At 58.2% G+C, this 16,615-nt stretch carries 17 protein-coding genes; 8 read left to right on the top strand and 9 right to left on the bottom strand.

What is annotated here, in order from left to right:
• Nucleotides 1-18 precede the first annotated feature (18 nt).
• On the top strand, nt 19-1,356 hold the full coding sequence (gdhA, locus tag HKK55_RS21280) for an NADP-specific glutamate dehydrogenase (RefSeq protein WP_169356458.1): 1,338 nt from the start codon (nt 19-21) through the stop codon (nt 1,354-1,356).
• On the opposite strand, the gene HKK55_RS21275 is transcribed toward gdhA, so the two are convergent.
• The 5 genes from HKK55_RS21275 to HKK55_RS21255 form a co-directional block, all read right to left on the bottom strand.
• Nucleotides 1,353-1,850: a GreA/GreB family elongation factor gene (locus HKK55_RS21275; protein WP_169356457.1), complete on the bottom strand. Its 498-nt coding sequence runs from the start codon at nt 1,848-1,850 to the stop codon at nt 1,353-1,355. The two genes, gdhA and HKK55_RS21275, sit on opposite strands and share 4 nt — an antisense overlap.
• A 70-nt stretch (nt 1,851-1,920) precedes the next feature.
• On the bottom strand, nt 1,921-2,277 hold the full coding sequence (locus HKK55_RS21270) for a hypothetical protein (RefSeq protein WP_169356456.1): 357 nt from the start codon (nt 2,275-2,277) through the stop codon (nt 1,921-1,923).
• 569 nt (nt 2,278-2,846) lie between these two features.
• Entirely contained in the window at nt 2,847-3,146 is a 300-nt protein-coding gene (locus HKK55_RS21265; protein ID WP_169356455.1) for a chorismate mutase, read from the bottom strand.
• A gap of 31 nt (nt 3,147-3,177) precedes the next feature.
• Entirely contained in the window at nt 3,178-5,031 is a 1,854-nt protein-coding gene (locus HKK55_RS21260; protein WP_169356454.1) for a DUF4105 domain-containing protein, read from the bottom strand.
• 94 nt (nt 5,032-5,125) lie between these two features.
• A complete protein-coding gene (locus HKK55_RS21255) occupies nt 5,126-5,614 on the bottom strand; it encodes a DUF3015 domain-containing protein (RefSeq protein WP_169356453.1) in 489 nt (162 codons plus the stop codon).
• 267 nt (nt 5,615-5,881) lie between these two features.
• Here HKK55_RS21255 and HKK55_RS21250 point away from each other — a divergent pair, with 267 nt between their 5' ends.
• Both HKK55_RS21250 and HKK55_RS21245 read left to right on the top strand, forming a co-directional pair.
• A complete protein-coding gene (locus HKK55_RS21250) occupies nt 5,882-8,320 on the top strand; it encodes a Lon protease family protein (RefSeq protein ID WP_169356452.1) in 2,439 nt (812 codons plus the stop codon).
• A gap of 331 nt (nt 8,321-8,651) precedes the next feature.
• Nucleotides 8,652-8,978, top strand: coding sequence for a hypothetical protein (locus HKK55_RS21245; protein ID WP_169356451.1), 327 nt, complete (start codon nt 8,652-8,654; stop codon nt 8,976-8,978).
• A gap of 20 nt (nt 8,979-8,998) precedes the next feature.
• Here the strand turns inward: HKK55_RS21245 and HKK55_RS21240 are convergent, their stop codons facing one another.
• Nucleotides 8,999-10,834, bottom strand: coding sequence for a hypothetical protein (locus tag HKK55_RS21240; RefSeq protein WP_169356450.1), 1,836 nt, complete (start codon nt 10,832-10,834; stop codon nt 8,999-9,001).
• 166 nt (nt 10,835-11,000) lie between these two features.
• Between HKK55_RS21240 and HKK55_RS21235 the strand changes: the two genes are divergently transcribed.
• Together HKK55_RS21235 and HKK55_RS21230 are read left to right on the top strand one after the other, a co-directional pair.
• Nucleotides 11,001-11,489: a TIGR00645 family protein gene (locus HKK55_RS21235; protein ID WP_169356449.1), complete on the top strand. Its 489-nt coding sequence runs from the start codon at nt 11,001-11,003 to the stop codon at nt 11,487-11,489.
• A 116-nt stretch (nt 11,490-11,605) separates the two neighbouring features.
• Complete coding sequence (locus HKK55_RS21230; RefSeq protein WP_155584757.1) at nt 11,606-12,223, top strand: FKBP-type peptidyl-prolyl cis-trans isomerase; 618 nt, start codon at nt 11,606-11,608, stop codon at nt 12,221-12,223.
• Between the two features lie 146 nt (nt 12,224-12,369).
• On the opposite strand, the gene HKK55_RS21225 is transcribed toward HKK55_RS21230, so the two are convergent.
• The 3 genes from HKK55_RS21225 to HKK55_RS21215 form a co-directional block, all read right to left on the bottom strand.
• Nucleotides 12,370-12,627: a hypothetical protein gene (locus HKK55_RS21225; protein ID WP_003215856.1), complete on the bottom strand. Its 258-nt coding sequence runs from the start codon at nt 12,625-12,627 to the stop codon at nt 12,370-12,372.
• Between the two features lie 197 nt (nt 12,628-12,824).
• Nucleotides 12,825-13,166, bottom strand: coding sequence for a zinc ribbon domain-containing protein YjdM (locus HKK55_RS21220; protein WP_169356448.1), 342 nt, complete (start codon nt 13,164-13,166; stop codon nt 12,825-12,827).
• 181 nt (nt 13,167-13,347) lie between these two features.
• The gene (locus tag HKK55_RS21215) at nt 13,348-14,316 is read right to left on the bottom strand and encodes a polyprenyl synthetase family protein (protein ID WP_155584754.1); all 969 of its coding nucleotides are present in this window, start codon (nt 14,314-14,316) and stop codon (nt 13,348-13,350) included.
• 240 nt (nt 14,317-14,556) lie between these two features.
• Between HKK55_RS21215 and rplU the strand changes: the two genes are divergently transcribed.
• The 3 genes from rplU to cgtA all read left to right on the top strand — a co-directional run bounded on the left by rplU (nt 14,557) and on the right by cgtA (nt 16,599).
• A complete protein-coding gene (rplU, locus tag HKK55_RS21210; protein WP_003176051.1) occupies nt 14,557-14,871 on the top strand; it encodes a 50S ribosomal protein L21 in 315 nt (104 codons plus the stop codon).
• A 34-nt stretch (nt 14,872-14,905) separates the two neighbouring features.
• Entirely contained in the window at nt 14,906-15,181 is a 276-nt protein-coding gene (gene rpmA / locus HKK55_RS21205) for a 50S ribosomal protein L27 (RefSeq protein ID WP_003215862.1), read from the top strand.
• Between the two features lie 194 nt (nt 15,182-15,375).
• Entirely contained in the window at nt 15,376-16,599 is a 1,224-nt protein-coding gene (cgtA, locus tag HKK55_RS21200) for an Obg family GTPase CgtA (protein WP_169356447.1), read from the top strand.
• Nucleotides 16,600-16,615: the final 16 nt, after the last annotated feature.

The raw sequence follows: 16,615 nt of genomic DNA, 5'->3' as shown, positions 1-16,615 counted from the left end.
AATTTGCCGAGACTTTTCATGATCGAATCCGTTGAATCCTTCCTTGCCCGCCTCAAAAAACGTGACCCGGACCAACCGGAATTCCACCAGGCCGTGGAAGAAGTCCTGCGCAGTTTGTGGCCGTTTCTTGAAGCGAATCCGCACTACCTGGCCTCAGGCATCCTGGAGCGCATTTGCGAGCCAGAACGTGCCATCGTGTTTCGGGTGTCGTGGGTCGATGATCACGGCAAGGTTCAGGTCAATCGCGGGTTCCGTATCCAGATGAACAGTGCCATCGGTCCCTACAAGGGTGGACTGCGGTTTCACCCGTCGGTGAACCTGGGAGTCCTGAAATTTCTCGCCTTCGAACAGACCTTCAAGAACTCCCTGACCTCGCTGCCCATGGGCGGCGGCAAAGGCGGCTCGGACTTTGATCCCAAGGGTAAGAGTGACGCCGAGGTCATGCGTTTCTGCCAGGCGTTCATGAGTGAGTTGTACCGCCATATCGGTGCGGATGTGGACGTGCCGGCTGGGGATATCGGCGTCGGCGCCCGGGAAATCGGTTTTCTGTTCGGCCAGTACAAGCGTCTGAGCAACCAGTTCACCTCGGTGCTGACCGGCAAGGGCATGAGCTACGGCGGCAGCCTGATCCGCCCGGAGGCCACTGGTTTCGGTTGTGTGTACTTCGCCGAAGAAATGCTCAAACGTCAGAATCAGTGTGTCGAAGGCAAGCGTGTGGCCATCTCTGGCTCCGGTAACGTTGCCCAATACGCGGCCCGCAAGGTCATGGACCTGGGCGGCAAGGTGATTTCCCTGTCCGACTCCGAAGGCACCCTGTACTGCGAAAGCGGCTTGAGCGAAGCGCAATGGTCGGCGCTGCTGGAGCTGAAAAACGTCCAGCGCGGCCGAATCAGCGAATTGGCCGGGCGCTTTGGCCTGGAATTCCGTACCGGCAAAACCCCCTGGGAACTGGCCTGCGACATCGCCCTGCCATGCGCCACCCAGAACGAACTGGATGCCGAGGCCGCGCGCACGCTGTTGCGCAATGGCTGCGTGTGCGTGGCCGAAGGCGCCAATATGCCCACCACTCTTGAGGCTGTGGATATCTTTATCGACGCTGGCATCCTGTTCGCCCCGGGCAAGGCCTCCAACGCCGGCGGTGTGGCGGTGAGCGGCCTGGAAATGTCGCAGAACGCCATGCGCTTGCTGTGGACGGCTGGTGAAGTGGACAGCAAGCTGCACAACATCATGCAGTCGATCCACCATGCGTGCGTGCACTACGGCGAAGAGAATGGCCGGGTCAATTACGTGAAGGGCGCGAATATTGCGGGCTTCGTGAAGGTAGCGGATGCGATGTTGGCCCAGGGCATCGTCTAGGTCTGGGGCTCAATGCGCAGGATTTCGATCAACTGATCGCCGGCGGGGCGCTTCCACAGCACCTCGTCGCCCATCTGGGCACCCAGCAACGCCCGCCCCAGGGGCGAGCCCCAGTTGATCAGGCCTGCGCTGGCATCTGCCTGGTCCTCACCTACCAACTGAATGCACTGCTCTTCGTCTTGCTCATTGGCAAAGGTCACCCAACTGCCGATCTGCACCTTGTCGGTAGAGGTAGCCGGCGCCACCACCTGGGCGCTTTGCAGGCGCTGGTTGAAGTAGCGTAAATCCCGCTCAAGATCGGCCTGGCGCTGTTTGTCCGCCTGCTCGCCCTTGGCGGATTCGTCTCTGTGCTCATGCTGAAGCTGGGCAACCTTGGCTTGCAGTTGTGCAAGGCCCTGGGCTGTGAGGTGATTGGGTTGTGCGCTGACCTGGCGTTCCACCGGTTGGCTGGCCTGGGCAGCGGCGCTGTCTTCGTTGACGAAAGCTCGGCTCATGACAATCTCCTGCTATGGAGTTTAGGTCATGGTCGCCGCCTTTTAGTTTCGATGGATGTCTGAAAGCGACCTATTGCGAGCGATAAGCCTTGGCCGCGTCGCGGTCCTTCTCCTGCTGCCAGGCGCGCTCGCGTTCGTCCCAGTGGTGGTCCTTGTAGTCATTGAGCTCTTCGTTTTCGCGCATGGCCTTGCATTGGCGGAAACCATCTTCCCAACCTTCGGCATAGGTCCGGTCTTTCAGATAACGGGGGACGTTCTTGCGAAATTCTCCGGTGATCACACCTGCTGCTTGGCGGCCACTGCTGCAACCGTCGTCGAAGCCATCGGCAAAGGCGGGTGGGTAACCTTTGGCCAGTAAATCCTCGTGGGTTGATTGGCAACCGGATAACAACATCACTGCGCCCAGCACTACCGCATACCGCCACATCTCAGACTCCTTGGCCGTTGAACGGCTGATGGGGGAAGTCTAGAAGTGGCTTTGTTGGGGATGTGTGAAAGGGCTGTGAGAAATGTGTGGGGCTGAAGGGCCATCAACGATGATTCCCTTTAAATTGCAGGACGATTCCTAGAGAATCTCCATCCTCTTGCGCCTTAGGGTTTGGGTCACCAGCCTCCTGACTTCGCTGCAGAATCAGCGAACGGGTTTAGCGGCCCGAACCACCAAGACGCAACTCTCCTCATTACACTTGGCTGGCGGTTTTTGTCCGCCCATATCGTGTTATGGCGGCTGTGCGCGGGAGATCTTCGGATCTGCCGGGTGTCTAGGTGACCGGTTCGCTAACCTGCGTACAGCTGCCACCCCTTCATGTTTAGCGACGTGTCGCGGTGGTCCCTTTTTCACTTAGAGACACATCATGACTAAAATAGTCCCCGATCCGCCGCTGGCCTCAATCAGAACGCCTCGGCGTAGTCACCTTTGCGCCTGGTTTTAGGTCTGCTGCGCAGCCCAACGGGGGACGAGCCCCCTCGCCACAGGTGATGGTGCAGGTTTTATACCTATGGAGTAGTCGTCAGGGAGGCGTGCTCTGCCAGCTCTTGCTGGATAAAGGCGGCAATCATCGCCCGGTAGACCTGCTCAGTGACTTGCGGGTTGGCGCCAACCGCATGGGATAGATCCCGAACCTTGGCGATCACCTGTTCAACCCGCTGAGGTGCCTTGACCCCATCAGTATCTTTTTTGAACCGTGCGGCTTGGGAAACGAAGCCGCCGCGTTCGGCCAGCAACGTAACGATCTGGCGATCAAGACGGTCGATGTTTTCTCGGACTTGCTCAAGGCTGGTGCAGGTAACGGCCATGTCGGTTGAAACTCCTTTTTGGGCAGACGATTTAGTAGTGATACCACTTCACCTCAAGCATCACTTCATTCACTGGCGTGGCCAAATGGCTGAATTCGCGCTGTGCACTCAGGCGTAGCCCAAGGTTTCGCGACAATTCCCACTGTTGATTGAGGCTGATACTGCGCCGCACTTCGCCATTGGTGAAGAAGTCGCCCTTGGCTTCCAGGCTCAGATTCCCCAGCGGATTTCTCCACAGCACGCCGGTGTTAAAACCGGCAGCGGGGGAGATAAATTCGTCGAAGTCGCTGTTATGTTCCACCCGCACCGTGCCTAGGGCGAAGCCGAGCATGTCGTCGCGCAATTGCCAGGTCCCGCCGGCGCCGCCGTTGACGTGGCTGACCAGGCTCTGGTCGTCATGCTTGCCCGGCACGCGCTCAAGGCCGCCGGTGACTTGCCAGGACCAAGGTTGCAGTAGCTCGTTACGCGGCGTCAGTGAGCGAATGGTCGCCAGGTCCAGTTGCTGCAATTGCCAGTGATTGCCTTCGTACTGGCGCAGTTTCATTTGCAGGATTTCGATCTGAGCGCCCAGGGGGAAGCCTTCGGCGTTGTCGTTGAGGTCGTGGTACGCCATGCGCAGGCCATATTCGCCGAACGCCTTGTCGCCCCGAGTACCGACTCCGGCTTGCCAGGTGCGGGACTCGTGGCCGTTCTCCGGAAGGCCAGGCTGTTCGATCTTCAGCTCCGGCGGCGGGTTCTGGTTGATCGCCCGCAGCAGTTCGAAACTGCGTTGAGAACGCTCGGTGTCGCGTTCCAGGCCATTGGCGCGGTAGCGGCCAAGGCGGTAGGCGGCATCGATGATCAGGGCCTGGCGGTCTTTGGCGATGGCCGTGAAGGTTGGGTCCTGCAGTTGTTTCTGGTCGTCGCTGATCTTCAGCACCCATTGCTGCTCGTCACTGTCCAGCGGTTTGGCGCGTTCCAGCAACTCACGTTCACGGGAGGGGCGGTAGTCTATTTTCTCTACTAACCCGGCGTCTTTTACAGCTTTTACCGTGTCGGTAGGGATCGCGGTCAGCGGGAACTGTTCGGTCAGGCGCAATCCAGGCCGGGCGACTTGCAGCAGTTCCAGCAGACGATAAGAGCAGTTTTCGTCGAAGAAGAAGTAGTCGAACTGGATCTGCTTGAGCTCCCAGACGTGCTCGACCATGCGCTCGGTTTCCATCTGGGTCAGGTTCAGTCGGTATTCCCACAGGTCGCGGTTTTCCAGGCTGCGGTATTCCGAGAGTTTTTCCTGGTACGGCACCAGCGCAAACAGGCCCGGATAGCCGCCCATCAAGCCTTTCCAGGCGTAGAGGATGCTGTTGTCCGAGCCTTCGATATAGGCGCCAAAGTTGATGGCATAGCTGAGCAGGGCGGTGTTGTTGCTCTGCACATCAGCCTGATCGATACGCAGCAGGGTATGGCCAAACATCGATGACGGGCTGTTGAGGTAGGCCGCCGGGAAGATCATCACCGCGCTGTGGGGCGCGACGTCCTTGAACCATTGCTTGAATTCTGTGCAGTCCAGGGCCGGTAAGTCAGTCAGGTGCAACTGATCCTTGAGCCATCGGGTGCGGGCCGGGTAAACGCATTGGGCGTGTTGTTCACCGAGGCTGGCCGGGGCATAGAGTGCCTGTACGGTGGCCTTGAGTTCGGCGTCGGGATGATGGGCACCGTCTTCGGCAAGGAAGAACTTCTTATCACTGACGTAGCTGCGCCAGCCTTCGAACTTGCCTGATTCGTAATGGCCCAGAGACAACCAGAACGGGTCATTGGCCAATTGCTGCAAACGTTGATCATCAAGGTGCGGGGCCGCGTACAGCGGGGCGCAGGCGAAGAGAGCCATCCAGGCAAGGCGTTTGAGCATGTGGGCAACTTAAGTCGAAATAAAAAAGACCCAAGGAAGAGGCGGGTCCAAAAAATATAAAACCCGTGCCTCGAAAGGCACGGGTAGGTCGAGCTTAAGCCTGGGTAGCGTATTTCGCCAGGCGGGTGTCGCTTTTCAGTACTGCGAGGGTATTGGTGTGCACGTCTTCGGCGGTGACGTCAGCCTTGCTGAAGATTTGCTGGAAGTGCTCGTGAGTCACAGCAGCGAAGTGCTCACGGTCTTCTGGCGCAACGCCCAGTACGACGGCGTAGGTGGTCAGCGCTTCGCCGTTACCTTTAGCCATGTCTTCGGACAGCTCGTTCATCATGCCATTCATGGCAATCCAGGACTTGCCGCCATAGGTCAGTTTGCTGTTGGTGCTGCAGCCGTTGGTACCCGAGGTCATGCCGAAGGTGGCGTTACCGGAGGTGCCGTTGGTGGTGGAAGCCAGGAAGTGAGCGGGTGTACCACGCTGGCCTTCGAACAGCATGTTGCCCCAACCGCAGTTCGGGCCACCTGGCGCTTCAGCCATTGCATTGAGGGAGACGACGGTGAAGAGAGTACCGAGAAGGATCCGTTTCATAGCTTTGTTCTCTTTGTGTGCAAACCAATGGACAAGGGTTCAGGCACCTCATGGCGCCCTAGGAGTCGGTTATTAATCCAACCCGCGCAGTTTGGAGTTTAGGCACGATCCAAGGGTTCCGTGGGTTTTTGTAAAACAATCGAGAACGGTGAGGTTTTTTTGCAAGCCTGAACCTGTGTCTATGCTTTCCCTAAGCCGCGCCTTGCCAGCCAGCCATACCCGGCGCCAGAATGCCGTCATCTGCCCCGCCTGATGTAAGGAAGCCCGATGCCTGATCCTGTTGCTGCCAGCTTGCGTCTAGCGCCTGAAGCGCTGACTCGTCCTTTCTCCGCTGAACAGTTCAGCTTCTCGACCACCAATGATTTGGAGCCCTTTCGCGGTGTGCTTGGCCAGGAGCGTGCGGTCGAAGCCTTGCAGTTCGGTGTGGCCATGCCACGCCCCGGTTACAACGTTTTTGTCATGGGTGAACCCGGGACCGGGCGCTTTTCGTTCGTCAAACGCTACCTCAAAGCCGAAGGCAAACGCCTGCAAACCCCGGCAGACTGGGTTTACGTCAATAATTTCGATGAGCCACGCGAGCCTCGTGCGTTGGAGTTGCCAGCGAGTGGCGCAGCGGCGTTCATCGCCGATATCAACGGGCTGATCGACAACCTGGTGGCGACCTTCCCGGCGGTGTTTGAACACCCGACTTATCAACAGCGCAAAAGCGCCATCGACCGTGCCTTCAACCAGCGCTATGACCGTGCCTTGGACGTGATCGAGCGCCTGGCCCTGGAAAAAGACGTGGCGCTGTACCGCGACAGCACCAACATTGCGTTTACGCCGATGCTCGATGGCAAGGCGCTGGACGAGGCGGAGTTCTCGCAACTGCCGGAAGTTGATCGTGAGCGCTTCCACACCGATATTTCCGAACTGGAAGAACGCCTCAACGAAGAACTCGCCAGCCTGCCCCAGTGGAAGCGCGAATCGAATAACCAGATGCGCCAGTTCAACGAAGAAACCATCACCCTGGCCTTGCAGCCACTGTTGGCGCCATTGTCCGAGAAGTACGCGGAGAACGCCGCCGTCTGCGGTTACCTGCAGGCGATGCAGGTTTACATGCTCAAAACGGTGGTTGAGCAACTGGTGGACGACGCGAAAACCGACGCCCAGGCGCGCAAGCTGCTGGAAGAACAGTACTGCCCGAGCCTGGTGGTCGGTCATCCGGTCAATGGTGGCGCGCCGGTGGTGTTCGAGCCTCATCCGACCTACGACAATCTGTTCGGCCGGATCGAATACAGCACTGACCAAGGTGCGCTGTACACCACCTATCGGCAGTTGCGCCCGGGTGCTTTGCACCGTGCCAATGGTGGGTTCTTGATCCTCGAAGCAGAGAAAATGCTCAGCGAGCCGTTTGTCTGGGACGCCCTCAAGCGTGCCCTGCAGTCGCGCAAACTGAAGATGGAGTCGCCGTTGGGCGAGATGGGCCGCCTGGCCACCGTGACGCTGAACCCGCAAGTGATCCCGTTGCAGCTCAAAGTCATCATCATTGGTTCGCGTCAGTTGTATTACGCCCTGCAAGACGCCGATCCGGACTTCCAGGAGATGTTCCGGGTGTTGGTGGATTTTGACGAAGACATCCCGATGGTCGACGAAAGCCTGGAGCAGTTCGCCCAGTTGCTCAAAACCCGTACCTCGGAAGAGGGCATGGCGCCGCTGACCTCTGATGCGGTTGCGCGGCTGGCCACGTATAGCGCGCGGCTGGCGGAGAATCAGGGGCGTCTGTCGGCGCGGATCGGTGATCTGTTCCAACTGGTCAGCGAGGCGGATTTCATTCGTCACCTGGCGGGTGATGAGCGGACCGATGCCGGGCATATCGAGCGCGCGCTCAAGGCCAAGGCCACGCGTACCGGACGGGTGTCGGCGCGGATTCTCGACGACATGCTCGCCGGGGTCATCCTGATTGATACTGCCGGTGCGGCCGTGGGCAAGTGCAACGGGCTGACGGTGCTGGAGGTCGGTGATTCGGCCTTTGGTGTGCCTGCGCGGATTTCCGCCTCGGTGTACCCGGGCGGCAGTGGCATCGTCGATATCGAACGCGAAGTTAACCTCGGGCAGCCGATTCACTCCAAAGGCGTGATGATCCTCACGGGTTACCTGGGCAGCCGTTATGCCCAGGAATTCCCGTTGGCGATCTCGGCGAGCATTGCCCTGGAGCAGTCCTACGGTTATGTCGATGGCGACAGCGCATCCCTGGGCGAGGCCTGCACCTTGATTTCGGCCCTGTCCAAGACGCCGCTCAAGCAGTGCTTTGCCATCACCGGCTCCATCAACCAGTTTGGTGAAGTGCAGGCGGTGGGTGGGGTCAACGAGAAGATCGAAGGCTTCTTCCGTCTTTGCGAGGCCCGTGGTTTGACGGGCGAGCAAGGGGCGATCATTCCCCAGGCCAACGTTGCGACGCTGATGCTCGACGAGAAGGTATTGCAGGCTGTGCGGGATGGGATGTTCCATGTCTACGCCGTGCGCCAGGCCGACGAGGCCCTGAGCTTGCTGGTGGGCGAGCCGGCCGGTGCGCCCGACGAGGAGGGGCAATTCCCGGAAGGCAGCGTCAATGCACGGGTGGTGGAGCGCCTACGGGCGATTGCCGAGATGATCAGCGAGGATGATCTCAAGGAAGCGGAGAAGGAGCTGGCTCAACAGGCGTTGGCCGAGGCCAAGCCGAGCTGATCCGGACTGTGTAAGAGGGGTGTGGCGAGGGGGCTTGCCGGATCGCCGTATCGCCCCCGTTGGGCTGCGAAGCAGCCCCAATAGAGTCGCCACGGTCTTCCAGAAAGAACGCAATCTCTGGTTCGAGGGCTGCTTTGCAGCCCAATGGGGGAAAAGCCCTCTCGCCACAATGTTGACTCAGTGATCAAGGGCAAATGCCCGTTGGTCCCTGCCACCTTGGTTTGTAGCGGTTTTCTTCTACTCTCAGCTCAAGGGATATCAACAGGAGTCGCTGGATAGAAACAGTCTCGCCTTCGTGAGGCTGAACACCGATCTACCGAGGGGCGCCGCCATGACGCGCAACCTTTGCCTCACCCGCCAGTGCCTGGGCCTGGTGACCCGTATCGAATGCTCCATTCGCCCCCTTGCAGGGGATACCGGGATGTGGACCTTACTGTTTGCCGCCGGCATGAACGGCGAGCAGCCCTCGACCGTCAAGTCACAAGGCCCGTTTCATGGGCCCTTCGTCGCTGAAACCATCCTTGAGTCCATCGTTGAAAGCCTGACGTTGCACGGCTATCAGTTGGCCGATGCTCCGCAAATCTGGTGTCTGCACTTGCAAGCGCACCTGCGTCAGCTCAATGGTGGGCGCCATCAGGTGCTCAGCGATATCCGATAAACCCGTAGCCGTTGTCGAGCCTATGGTTTGGCAACGGGCGCTGCCTCAGGTTTATCCAGCTTGACCTCAAAGCCATACTCCACGGTATTCAAATCGGTGCGCTGGTAGGTTTCCAGGGTGGTCGGTTGGCCGTAGAAGTAATGCACGTCAAACAACGCGGTGCCGTATTCCTCGGCGCGGTGGCTGACAGCAAGAATCTCCTTCAAGTAATTACCGCTGGCGTCCTTGGCAAAAAAGCGCCAGCTATCGGAGGGGAACGCCTTCTGATCGACAATCAATGCGTTGCCTTGCCGTTCCAGGCCTTTGGGCAGTTGCCCGGCGGAGAGCGTGCCTTTTTCGATGTTGGCCAGGAACAGCGGGATCGAGCCGACCACGAAGGCAGGGTTTTCGGGGAACAGGTTGAGGTCGTAGGTGATAGTGCCGCGGCCAGGATCGACTTCGAAGGCTTCGGCGGGCAGTTCGATCGGCTCTCCACGCTTGCCCGCATCATCGGCGGCAAAGAAGGTGATGGGGGCGTCGCCGCCATTGCGCGAGTTACCCAGCAGGTCATCGTTGAAGGTGAAGGGGTGATCGAACTCGATGCGTGCGGCGCTGGCGTCTTCCACAGACTGGCTGACGCTGACGCTGCTTTTCAACTGGTCTTCGGACAGCGTGGCGTCCTTGAGCCAGTCGGTCATCTGGTCGTCATACACCGTCACCGGCATGGGCAGGCTTTGTACGGTTTTTTCCAGGCTGTTCTTGTCGAAGCGGCGGACCGGCAGCTCCAGGTCCTTGTGAGTCACCGTGGCCTGGGAAAAGTCGAGGACGTTGACCTGCAGATTGTTGATCTGGCCGTTGAAGTACACCTTGGCGTAGTGACTGCTTTGCTTGTGCTCAAAGGCCTTCTGTTCATCTTCCAGCTGTTTCTCAAACGCGTCGGACCAGGCTTTCTGTTTCTGCATCTCGGCCAATTGTTTCTCATAGAACGCCAGTTGGGCGGCGTTCTCGTTGATCGAGCCCGAGCGTGACAGAAATTGCCCTGTGGTGTCCTGAGCCTGCACCAGCAGCGGGTTGGGGGACTCTTCACCGACGTCCGGTGCCAACGGGGCGTTATTGCTCAGCTCGATCTCGGCGTAGTTATTTTCCAGGGTCAGCAGGGTGACGGTGACGTTTTCTTCGGTGCGTTTACGGCCCACGTCCTTCTTTGACAGATCGAAGGTGAAGACCTTGCGCGGAGCGATCACTTCTATCTGACCCTTGAGGGTGACGGGTTGCGGCTGGCTCTTGTTTTCGGTCTCGATGCCTTCGATGAACGGGTAGGTTACCGTCAGGTCATCCGGGTTGGTCAGGTTGGAACTGGTGGGGCTCAGCTGGATGCCAGGATCGGTTTCTGACCATTCCGGCTGGAAGGGGATGACCTTGTTGTTGCTCAAGGTCACCGACTGCCACTCCAGGCCTTGTGGGAAGGGAAACTGGTCGGGCATGTTGAAGCTGAAGGGGAAGACCGGCTGCAGGTCCGTCAGGTAGTCCGAATGGGATGCCTTGCGCAGGACAAACAGGCCATTGATGTAGGTGTCCACCAGCGCCTGGGGTGTTGGGTAGTGCTTGAGCAGTGCCAGGGTGTCTTCGCCGTACTCGGTCTCGATGGGCTTGGCGCTGAGCTTGGCCCGCGCACGCTCCAGCAACAGCAGCGAGCCACCCAGGTCAGCCACGGCATCCTTGAGCTTGGGGTCCTGAATTGTATCCAGGGACTGCTCGAACTTTGCGGTTCGCTCTTCGAGGCTGGTCTGTTTTTTTTCATCGCTGGGGGAGCAGCCGCTGCCCATCAGCAACGCCGCGCACAGGCCAAGGCTGGCCAAAGGAGATCGCACATCCATTATCTGAGTCTTCCTGTCCGACGTCATCGAGCCGAGTTGATGACCTCGACACTAGCAGAAAAAGCCTTTAACAGATGCGGTGCAGATCAGTTTTCTCGGTGGTTTCTGGCCTTTGGGCACGGCTGATATACTCGCCGCCATTTCTGGCCAAGCTGTGTGAGATTCAATGGAACGTTTTATCGAAAATGCAATGTACGCCTCACGCTGGCTGCTGGCGCCGATCTACTTCGGCTTGTCCCTGGGGCTGCTGGCGCTGGGGCTGAAGTTCTTCCAGGAAGTGTTCCATGTGATTCCCGTGGTGTTCTCCATGAGCGAGTCGGATGTGATCCTGGTGCTGCTGTCGTTGATCGACATGGCTCTGGTGGGCGGCTTGCTGGTGATGGTGATGATCAGCGGCTACGAGAACTTTGTCTCCCAACTGGACATCGACGAAAGCAAAGAGAAGCTCAACTGGCTGGGGACCATGGACTCCTCGTCGCTGAAGATGAAGGTCGCGGCGTCTATCGTGGCGATTTCGTCGATCCATTTGCTGCGGGTCTTCATGGACGCCAAGAACGTCGATCCCGAGCACCTGAAGTGGTATGTGATCATTCATATGACTTTCGTGGTTTCGGCGTTTGCCATGGGCTACCTGGACAAAGTCACCAAGCATTAATTACCCCCCCCGGCGCTCTCCAGCGCAGGGCTCATCAAGGGCACGGCTTGTGTGCTAGGCTGCTCGCCCTTTTAGTTTGGACGGCGAGTGTTGCCGTCCTACAGCGGAGCAATTCCATGTCCGAAGTTAATCTGTCCACCGACGAAACCCGCGTCAGCTACGGTATTGGCCGTCAGTTGGGCGACCAACTGCGCGACAACCCGCCACCGGGTGTAAGCCTGGACGCCATCCTGGCTGGCCTGACCGACGCGTTCGCCGGTAAGCCAAGCCGCGTTGACCAAGAGCAAATGGCTGCCAGCTTCAAAGTGATCCGTGAAATCATGCAAGCCGAAGCGGCTGCAAAGGCTGAAGCGGCGGCGGGCGAAGGCCTGGCTTTCCTGGCTGATAACGCCAAGCGTGACGGTATTACCACTCTGGCTTCCGGCCTGCAGTTCGAAGTGCTGACTCAAGGTGAAGGCGCCAAACCTACCCGTGAAGATCAGGTGCGCACCCACTACCACGGCACCCTGATCGACGGCACTGTGTTCGACAGCTCCTACGAGCGCGGCCAGCCTGCAGAGTTTCCGGTTGGCGGCGTGATCGCTGGTTGGACCGAAGCCTTGCAACTGATGAATGCCGGCAGCAAATGGCGTCTGTATGTGCCTAGCGAATTGGCCTACGGCGCACAAGGCGTTGGCAGCATCCCGCCGCACAGCGTTCTGGTATTCGACGTCGAGTTGCTCGACGTTCTGTAAGACCTGCTGACTGTTGCGCCGGCTTTATGTAGGAGTCGGGCTTACCCGCGATGCAGACGACTCGGTCTGAAGTAATACCGAGGTAATGCTATCGCAGGCAAGCCAGCTCCCACATGAGGCCGGTGCAGCCAGTTTCTGCTGGTATTTCATGGATGAAACTTGCCATTGAGATCCGTCACCGGGCGCAACGCTCGGGCATAGCAAAACAGAAACAAGTTACGGACCACCTCTTTCAGCACGCCCGGCTCACTGGAACTTAAGCCATTGACGTCCAGGTCACCCTGGTCCTGTAGTTCACTCAAGGCTTCTTCTTCCAGCACAGCACAGACTTCTCCGGTTTCCCGATGAAGGATCCGCAGGTAAGGGTGTGGGCGGTCCAGCCAGGCATCGATCAAATAAGTCATGGGTCGCATCTCCTTGATAGGTTTCAATGAGAATAATTCTTATTCGTAGAATAGCAAGTGCCTATTGGCGGTTTCCGGGTTTTTCTGTGTGGATAGTGTTTTCGATCAAAAGGTCTGGCCTTTTGCTATCGGAAGAGGGTTGGTGCGGGGAGGGTGAAGCGCCATCTCGCGCAGGGCGCGAGATGGAGACAGCTCTATCAGACTTTCCGGACAAACTCGGACTTGAGCTTCATCGGGCCGATGCCGTCAATCTTGCAGTCGATATCGTGGTCGCCATCGCACAGGCGGATGTTCTTGACCTTGGTGCCGACCTTGACCACCAGAGACGTGCCCTTGACCTTGAGGTCCTTGATCACGGTGATAGTGTCGCCGTCCTGCAGGACATTACCCACGGAGTCTTTCTTCACGGTTTCATCGCTGGCAGCCTCGGCTTCGCCACCGATGGCCCACTCATGGGCGCATTCCGGGCAGATCAGTTGGGCGCCGTCTTCGTAGGTGTATTCGGAATTGCATTTCGGGCAGGGTGGCAACGTGCTCACTAAGGCTCCTTGAGTTTCAGGATGGCTAAAAAGCGCACATTGTATAGGGTTTTAACGCAGGAAGGGCGGGCTAGCCGGAACTCTGTGGGAGCCGTGCTTGCCCGCGATGCAGGCGACTCGGTATTTCAGGGATACCGAGGCGAAGCTATCGCAGGCAAGCCAGCTCCCGCTTAAAGCGGCTTTAGTGAGTACGCGCGACCGCAAACTCACTCAGTTCAACCAGGGCGTCCCGGTATTCGCTGGCTGGAAGGGCTTCCAGGCATTTGATGGCGCGGGCTACGTAGTCACGGGCCAGTTGGGCGGTGTATTCCAGTGATCCGGAGGCTTCCACGGCTTCGCGGATGCTTTCCAGGTCTTCGATTCCACCTTTCTGAATCGCCTTGCGCACCAGGGCGGCTTGCTCCGGCGTACCTTCGCGCATGGTGTAGATCAGCGGCAGGGTCGGTTTACCTTCAGCCAGATCGTCACCGACGTTCTTACCCAGGGTTTCGGCATCGCCACGATAATCCAGCAGGTCGTCCACCAGTTGGAACGCCACGCCCAAGTGATCGCCGAAGGTGCGCAGGGCTTCGCTTTGCTCGGGCGTCGCCTCACACAGGGCTGCGGCGCTGTGGGTCGAGGCTTCGAAGAGCATGGCGGTCTTGCCGCGGATCACTTCCATGTAGGTTTCTTCGGTGGTGCTGGCGTCGCGTACTTTCGACAGTTGCAGCACTTCGCCTTCGGCGATGATGCGCGTGGCCTGTGAAAGAATCTTCATCACCGGCATCGAGCCCAGCTCGACCATCATCTCGAACGAGCGCGAGTACAGGAAATCGCCCACCAGCACACTTGGCGCGTTGCCCCACATGGCGTTGGCCGTTTCCCGGCCACGGCGCATGCCGGACATGTCGACCACGTCGTCGTGCAGCAGGGTAGCGGTGTGCAGGAATTCGATGGTGGCGGCCAACAGACGCAGGTCATCGCCTTCGCGGCCCAAGGCCTTGCCACACAGCAGCACTAATAAAGGACGCAGGCGCTTGCCGCCCGCCGAGGTAATATAGTCGCCAATTTTGGAGACCAGCGGCACTTTAGAAGTCAGCTGCTTCTTGATGATGCCGTCGACGGCGCTAAAATCGTCCGCCACCGCGCGGTAGAAAGCTTGGGGTTGCATCAGCGACAGTCGCTCCAGAAGGGTTGCGCGGCATGCTAGGACCCACGTCCCGCAGTGTCAAGGCGCGATAGACGGCTACTTGCAACACCTCTTTAGCTTGCGTACAATCGCGCACCCTGAACTTCCTGGGCAGCACCTGCCTTACGCAATTGCAATCAGGCCTTCCAGCCCTATGCAGCCATGCCAGCCAATACCTCTTCTTATAAAGAGCTGGGTGAGCAGGATTATCGGAGAAATACCATGTCGTACGCAGTAATTGTTACTGGTGGCAAGCAATACAAGGTCGCCCCAGGTGAATACCTGAAGATCGAAAAACTGGAAATCGCTACCGGCGAATCCGTTACTTTTGATCGCGTTCTGTTGGTCGCCAATGGCGATGACGTGAACATCGGCGCTCCAGTTGTTGCTGGCGCTACCGTTGTGGCTGAAGTGATCTCCCAAGGTCGTCACGATAAAGTCCGCATCATCAAGTTCCGTCGTCGTAAGCACCACATGAAGCGTATGGGCCACCGCCAGTGGTACACCGAGATCAAAATCACCGGTATTCAGGCTTAATTTCAGCCTAATTCCTCACTAGGAGAATTGACTCATGGCACACAAAAAAGCTGGTGGTAGTACCCGTAACGGTCGCGACTCAGAAGCCAAACGCCTTGGCGTGAAGATGTATGGCGGCCAGGTTATCATTCCGGGCAACATCATCGTGCGTCAGCGCGGCACCCAATTCCACGCCGGTTACGGTGTTGGCATGGGTAAAGATCACACTCTGTTCGCTAAAATCGACGGCGTGATCAAGTTTGAAGTAAAAGGCGCTTTCAACCGCCGTTACGTGAGCATTGTCCCGAAGACTGAAGTCGTCGCGGCATAATTACGTAGTTGCTGGAAAAGCCCTGTCTCGCGACGGGGCTTTTTCGTTTGTGGGGTGAGTCTCTTGCAAAGCTGTTTGTGATGGGCGAAAGCAGCTGGATTTGCGGTCGTTGCTTGAGGTCGCTGCGCTCATTTTTGCAAGAGTCTTATGTCTTGGTTTCTTAAGCTCGTCCGTGCGACGAGAGGCGTTTTGTTATGAAGTTTGTTGATGAAGTTTCGATCCGAGTAAAAGCTGGCGACGGCGGTAATGGTTGCATGAGTTTCCGTCGGGAAAAATTCATCGAAAACGGTGGTCCTAACGGCGGCGACGGCGGTGATGGCGGTTCCATCTACATGATGGCCGACGAAAACCTCAACACCCTGGTGGATTACCGTTACACCCGGCACTTTGATGCCGAGCGTGGCTCCAACGGTGGTAGCACCGATTGCACCGGTAAAAAAGGTGAAGACCTGGTCCTGCGGGTTCCGGTGGGTACCACGATCATCGACTCCGCTACCCAAGAAGTCATCGGTGACCTGACCAAGGCTGGTCAGCGTTTGATGGTGGTTCAAGGTGGTTGGCATGGTCTGGGTAACACCCGATTCAAGTCCAGCACCAACCGTGCGCCACGTCAGACCACGCCGGGCAAGCCGGGCGAGCAGCGCGACCTCAAGCTGGAAATGAAGGTTCTGGCTGATGTTGGCCTGCTGGGTCTGCCGAACGCTGGCAAAAGTACATTCATCCGCTCGGTGTCTGCTGCCAAGCCGAAAGTGGCCGATTACCCGTTCACCACGCTGGTGCCAAACCTGGGTGTAGTCAGTGTCGATCGCTGGAAAAGCTTTGTGATCGCCGACATTCCGGGTCTGATCGAAGGCGCTTCCGACGGTGCTGGCCTGGGGATTCGTTTCCTCAAGCATTTGTCCCGTACTCGCCTGTTGCTGCACCTCGTTGACATGGCGCCGCTGGATGACACCAGTGCACCTGACGCTGCTGAAGTGATCGTCAGCGAGCTGACCAAGTTCAGCCCGTCTCTGGCTGAGCGTGGCCGCTGGCTGGTGCTGAACAAGTGCGACCAGATCCTTGAAGAAGAGCATGAGGCGCGGGTCAAGGAGATCGTTGATCGCCTGGAGTGGACTGGTCCGGTCTACGTGATCTCGGCGATTGCCAAAGAAGGCACTGAGCGTCTGACGCGCGACATCATGCGCTACCTCGAAGATCGTGCTGATCGTCTGGCTGCTGACCCTGTCTACAAGGCAGAGCTGGCAGAGCTGGATCAGCGCATCGAAGACGAGGCTCGTGCTCAGTTGCAGGCGCTGGATGACCAGCGTGCCCTGCGCCGCAGCGGCGTCAAGTCGGTCCATGATATCGGCGACGATGATTGGGACGAGGAAGACGTGGATGATGAAGATGGCCCGGAAATCATTTACGTGCGCGACTGATTCGTTGCAGTAAACT

It is taken from the genome of Pseudomonas sp. ADAK18 (genome assembly GCF_012935695.1).
GTDB lineage: Bacteria > Pseudomonadota > Gammaproteobacteria > Pseudomonadales > Pseudomonadaceae > Aquipseudomonas.
Note: the sequence above shows the minus strand (reverse complement) of the source record. Positions and strands in the feature narration are given on the sequence as shown.

Excerpts from the sequence above, each read along its gene's own strand:
- gdhA (WP_169356458.1), top strand. The coding sequence starts at position 19 with ATGATCGAATCCGTTGAATCCTTCCTTGCCCGCCTCAAAAAACGTGAC.
- HKK55_RS21275 (WP_169356457.1), bottom strand. The coding sequence starts at position 1,850 with ATGAGCCGAGCTTTCGTCAACGAAGACAGCGCCGCTGCCCAGGCCAGC.
- HKK55_RS21270 (WP_169356456.1), bottom strand. The coding sequence starts at position 2,277 with ATGTGGCGGTATGCGGTAGTGCTGGGCGCAGTGATGTTGTTATCCGGT.
- HKK55_RS21265 (WP_169356455.1), bottom strand. The coding sequence starts at position 3,146 with ATGGCCGTTACCTGCACCAGCCTTGAGCAAGTCCGAGAAAACATCGAC.
- HKK55_RS21260 (WP_169356454.1), bottom strand. The coding sequence starts at position 5,031 with ATGCTCAAACGCCTTGCCTGGATGGCTCTCTTCGCCTGCGCCCCGCTG.
- HKK55_RS21255 (WP_169356453.1), bottom strand. The coding sequence starts at position 5,614 with ATGAAACGGATCCTTCTCGGTACTCTCTTCACCGTCGTCTCCCTCAAT.
- HKK55_RS21250 (WP_169356452.1), top strand. The coding sequence starts at position 5,882 with ATGCCTGATCCTGTTGCTGCCAGCTTGCGTCTAGCGCCTGAAGCGCTG.
- HKK55_RS21245 (WP_169356451.1), top strand. The coding sequence starts at position 8,652 with ATGACGCGCAACCTTTGCCTCACCCGCCAGTGCCTGGGCCTGGTGACC.
- HKK55_RS21240 (WP_169356450.1), bottom strand. The coding sequence starts at position 10,834 with ATGGATGTGCGATCTCCTTTGGCCAGCCTTGGCCTGTGCGCGGCGTTG.
- HKK55_RS21235 (WP_169356449.1), top strand. The coding sequence starts at position 11,001 with ATGGAACGTTTTATCGAAAATGCAATGTACGCCTCACGCTGGCTGCTG.
- HKK55_RS21230 (WP_155584757.1), top strand. The coding sequence starts at position 11,606 with ATGTCCGAAGTTAATCTGTCCACCGACGAAACCCGCGTCAGCTACGGT.
- HKK55_RS21225 (WP_003215856.1), bottom strand. The coding sequence starts at position 12,627 with ATGACTTATTTGATCGATGCCTGGCTGGACCGCCCACACCCTTACCTG.
- HKK55_RS21215 (WP_155584754.1), bottom strand. The coding sequence starts at position 14,316 with ATGCAACCCCAAGCTTTCTACCGCGCGGTGGCGGACGATTTTAGCGCC.
- rplU (WP_003176051.1), top strand. The coding sequence starts at position 14,557 with ATGTCGTACGCAGTAATTGTTACTGGTGGCAAGCAATACAAGGTCGCC.
- rpmA (WP_003215862.1), top strand. The coding sequence starts at position 14,906 with ATGGCACACAAAAAAGCTGGTGGTAGTACCCGTAACGGTCGCGACTCA.
- cgtA (WP_169356447.1), top strand. The coding sequence starts at position 15,376 with ATGAAGTTTGTTGATGAAGTTTCGATCCGAGTAAAAGCTGGCGACGGC.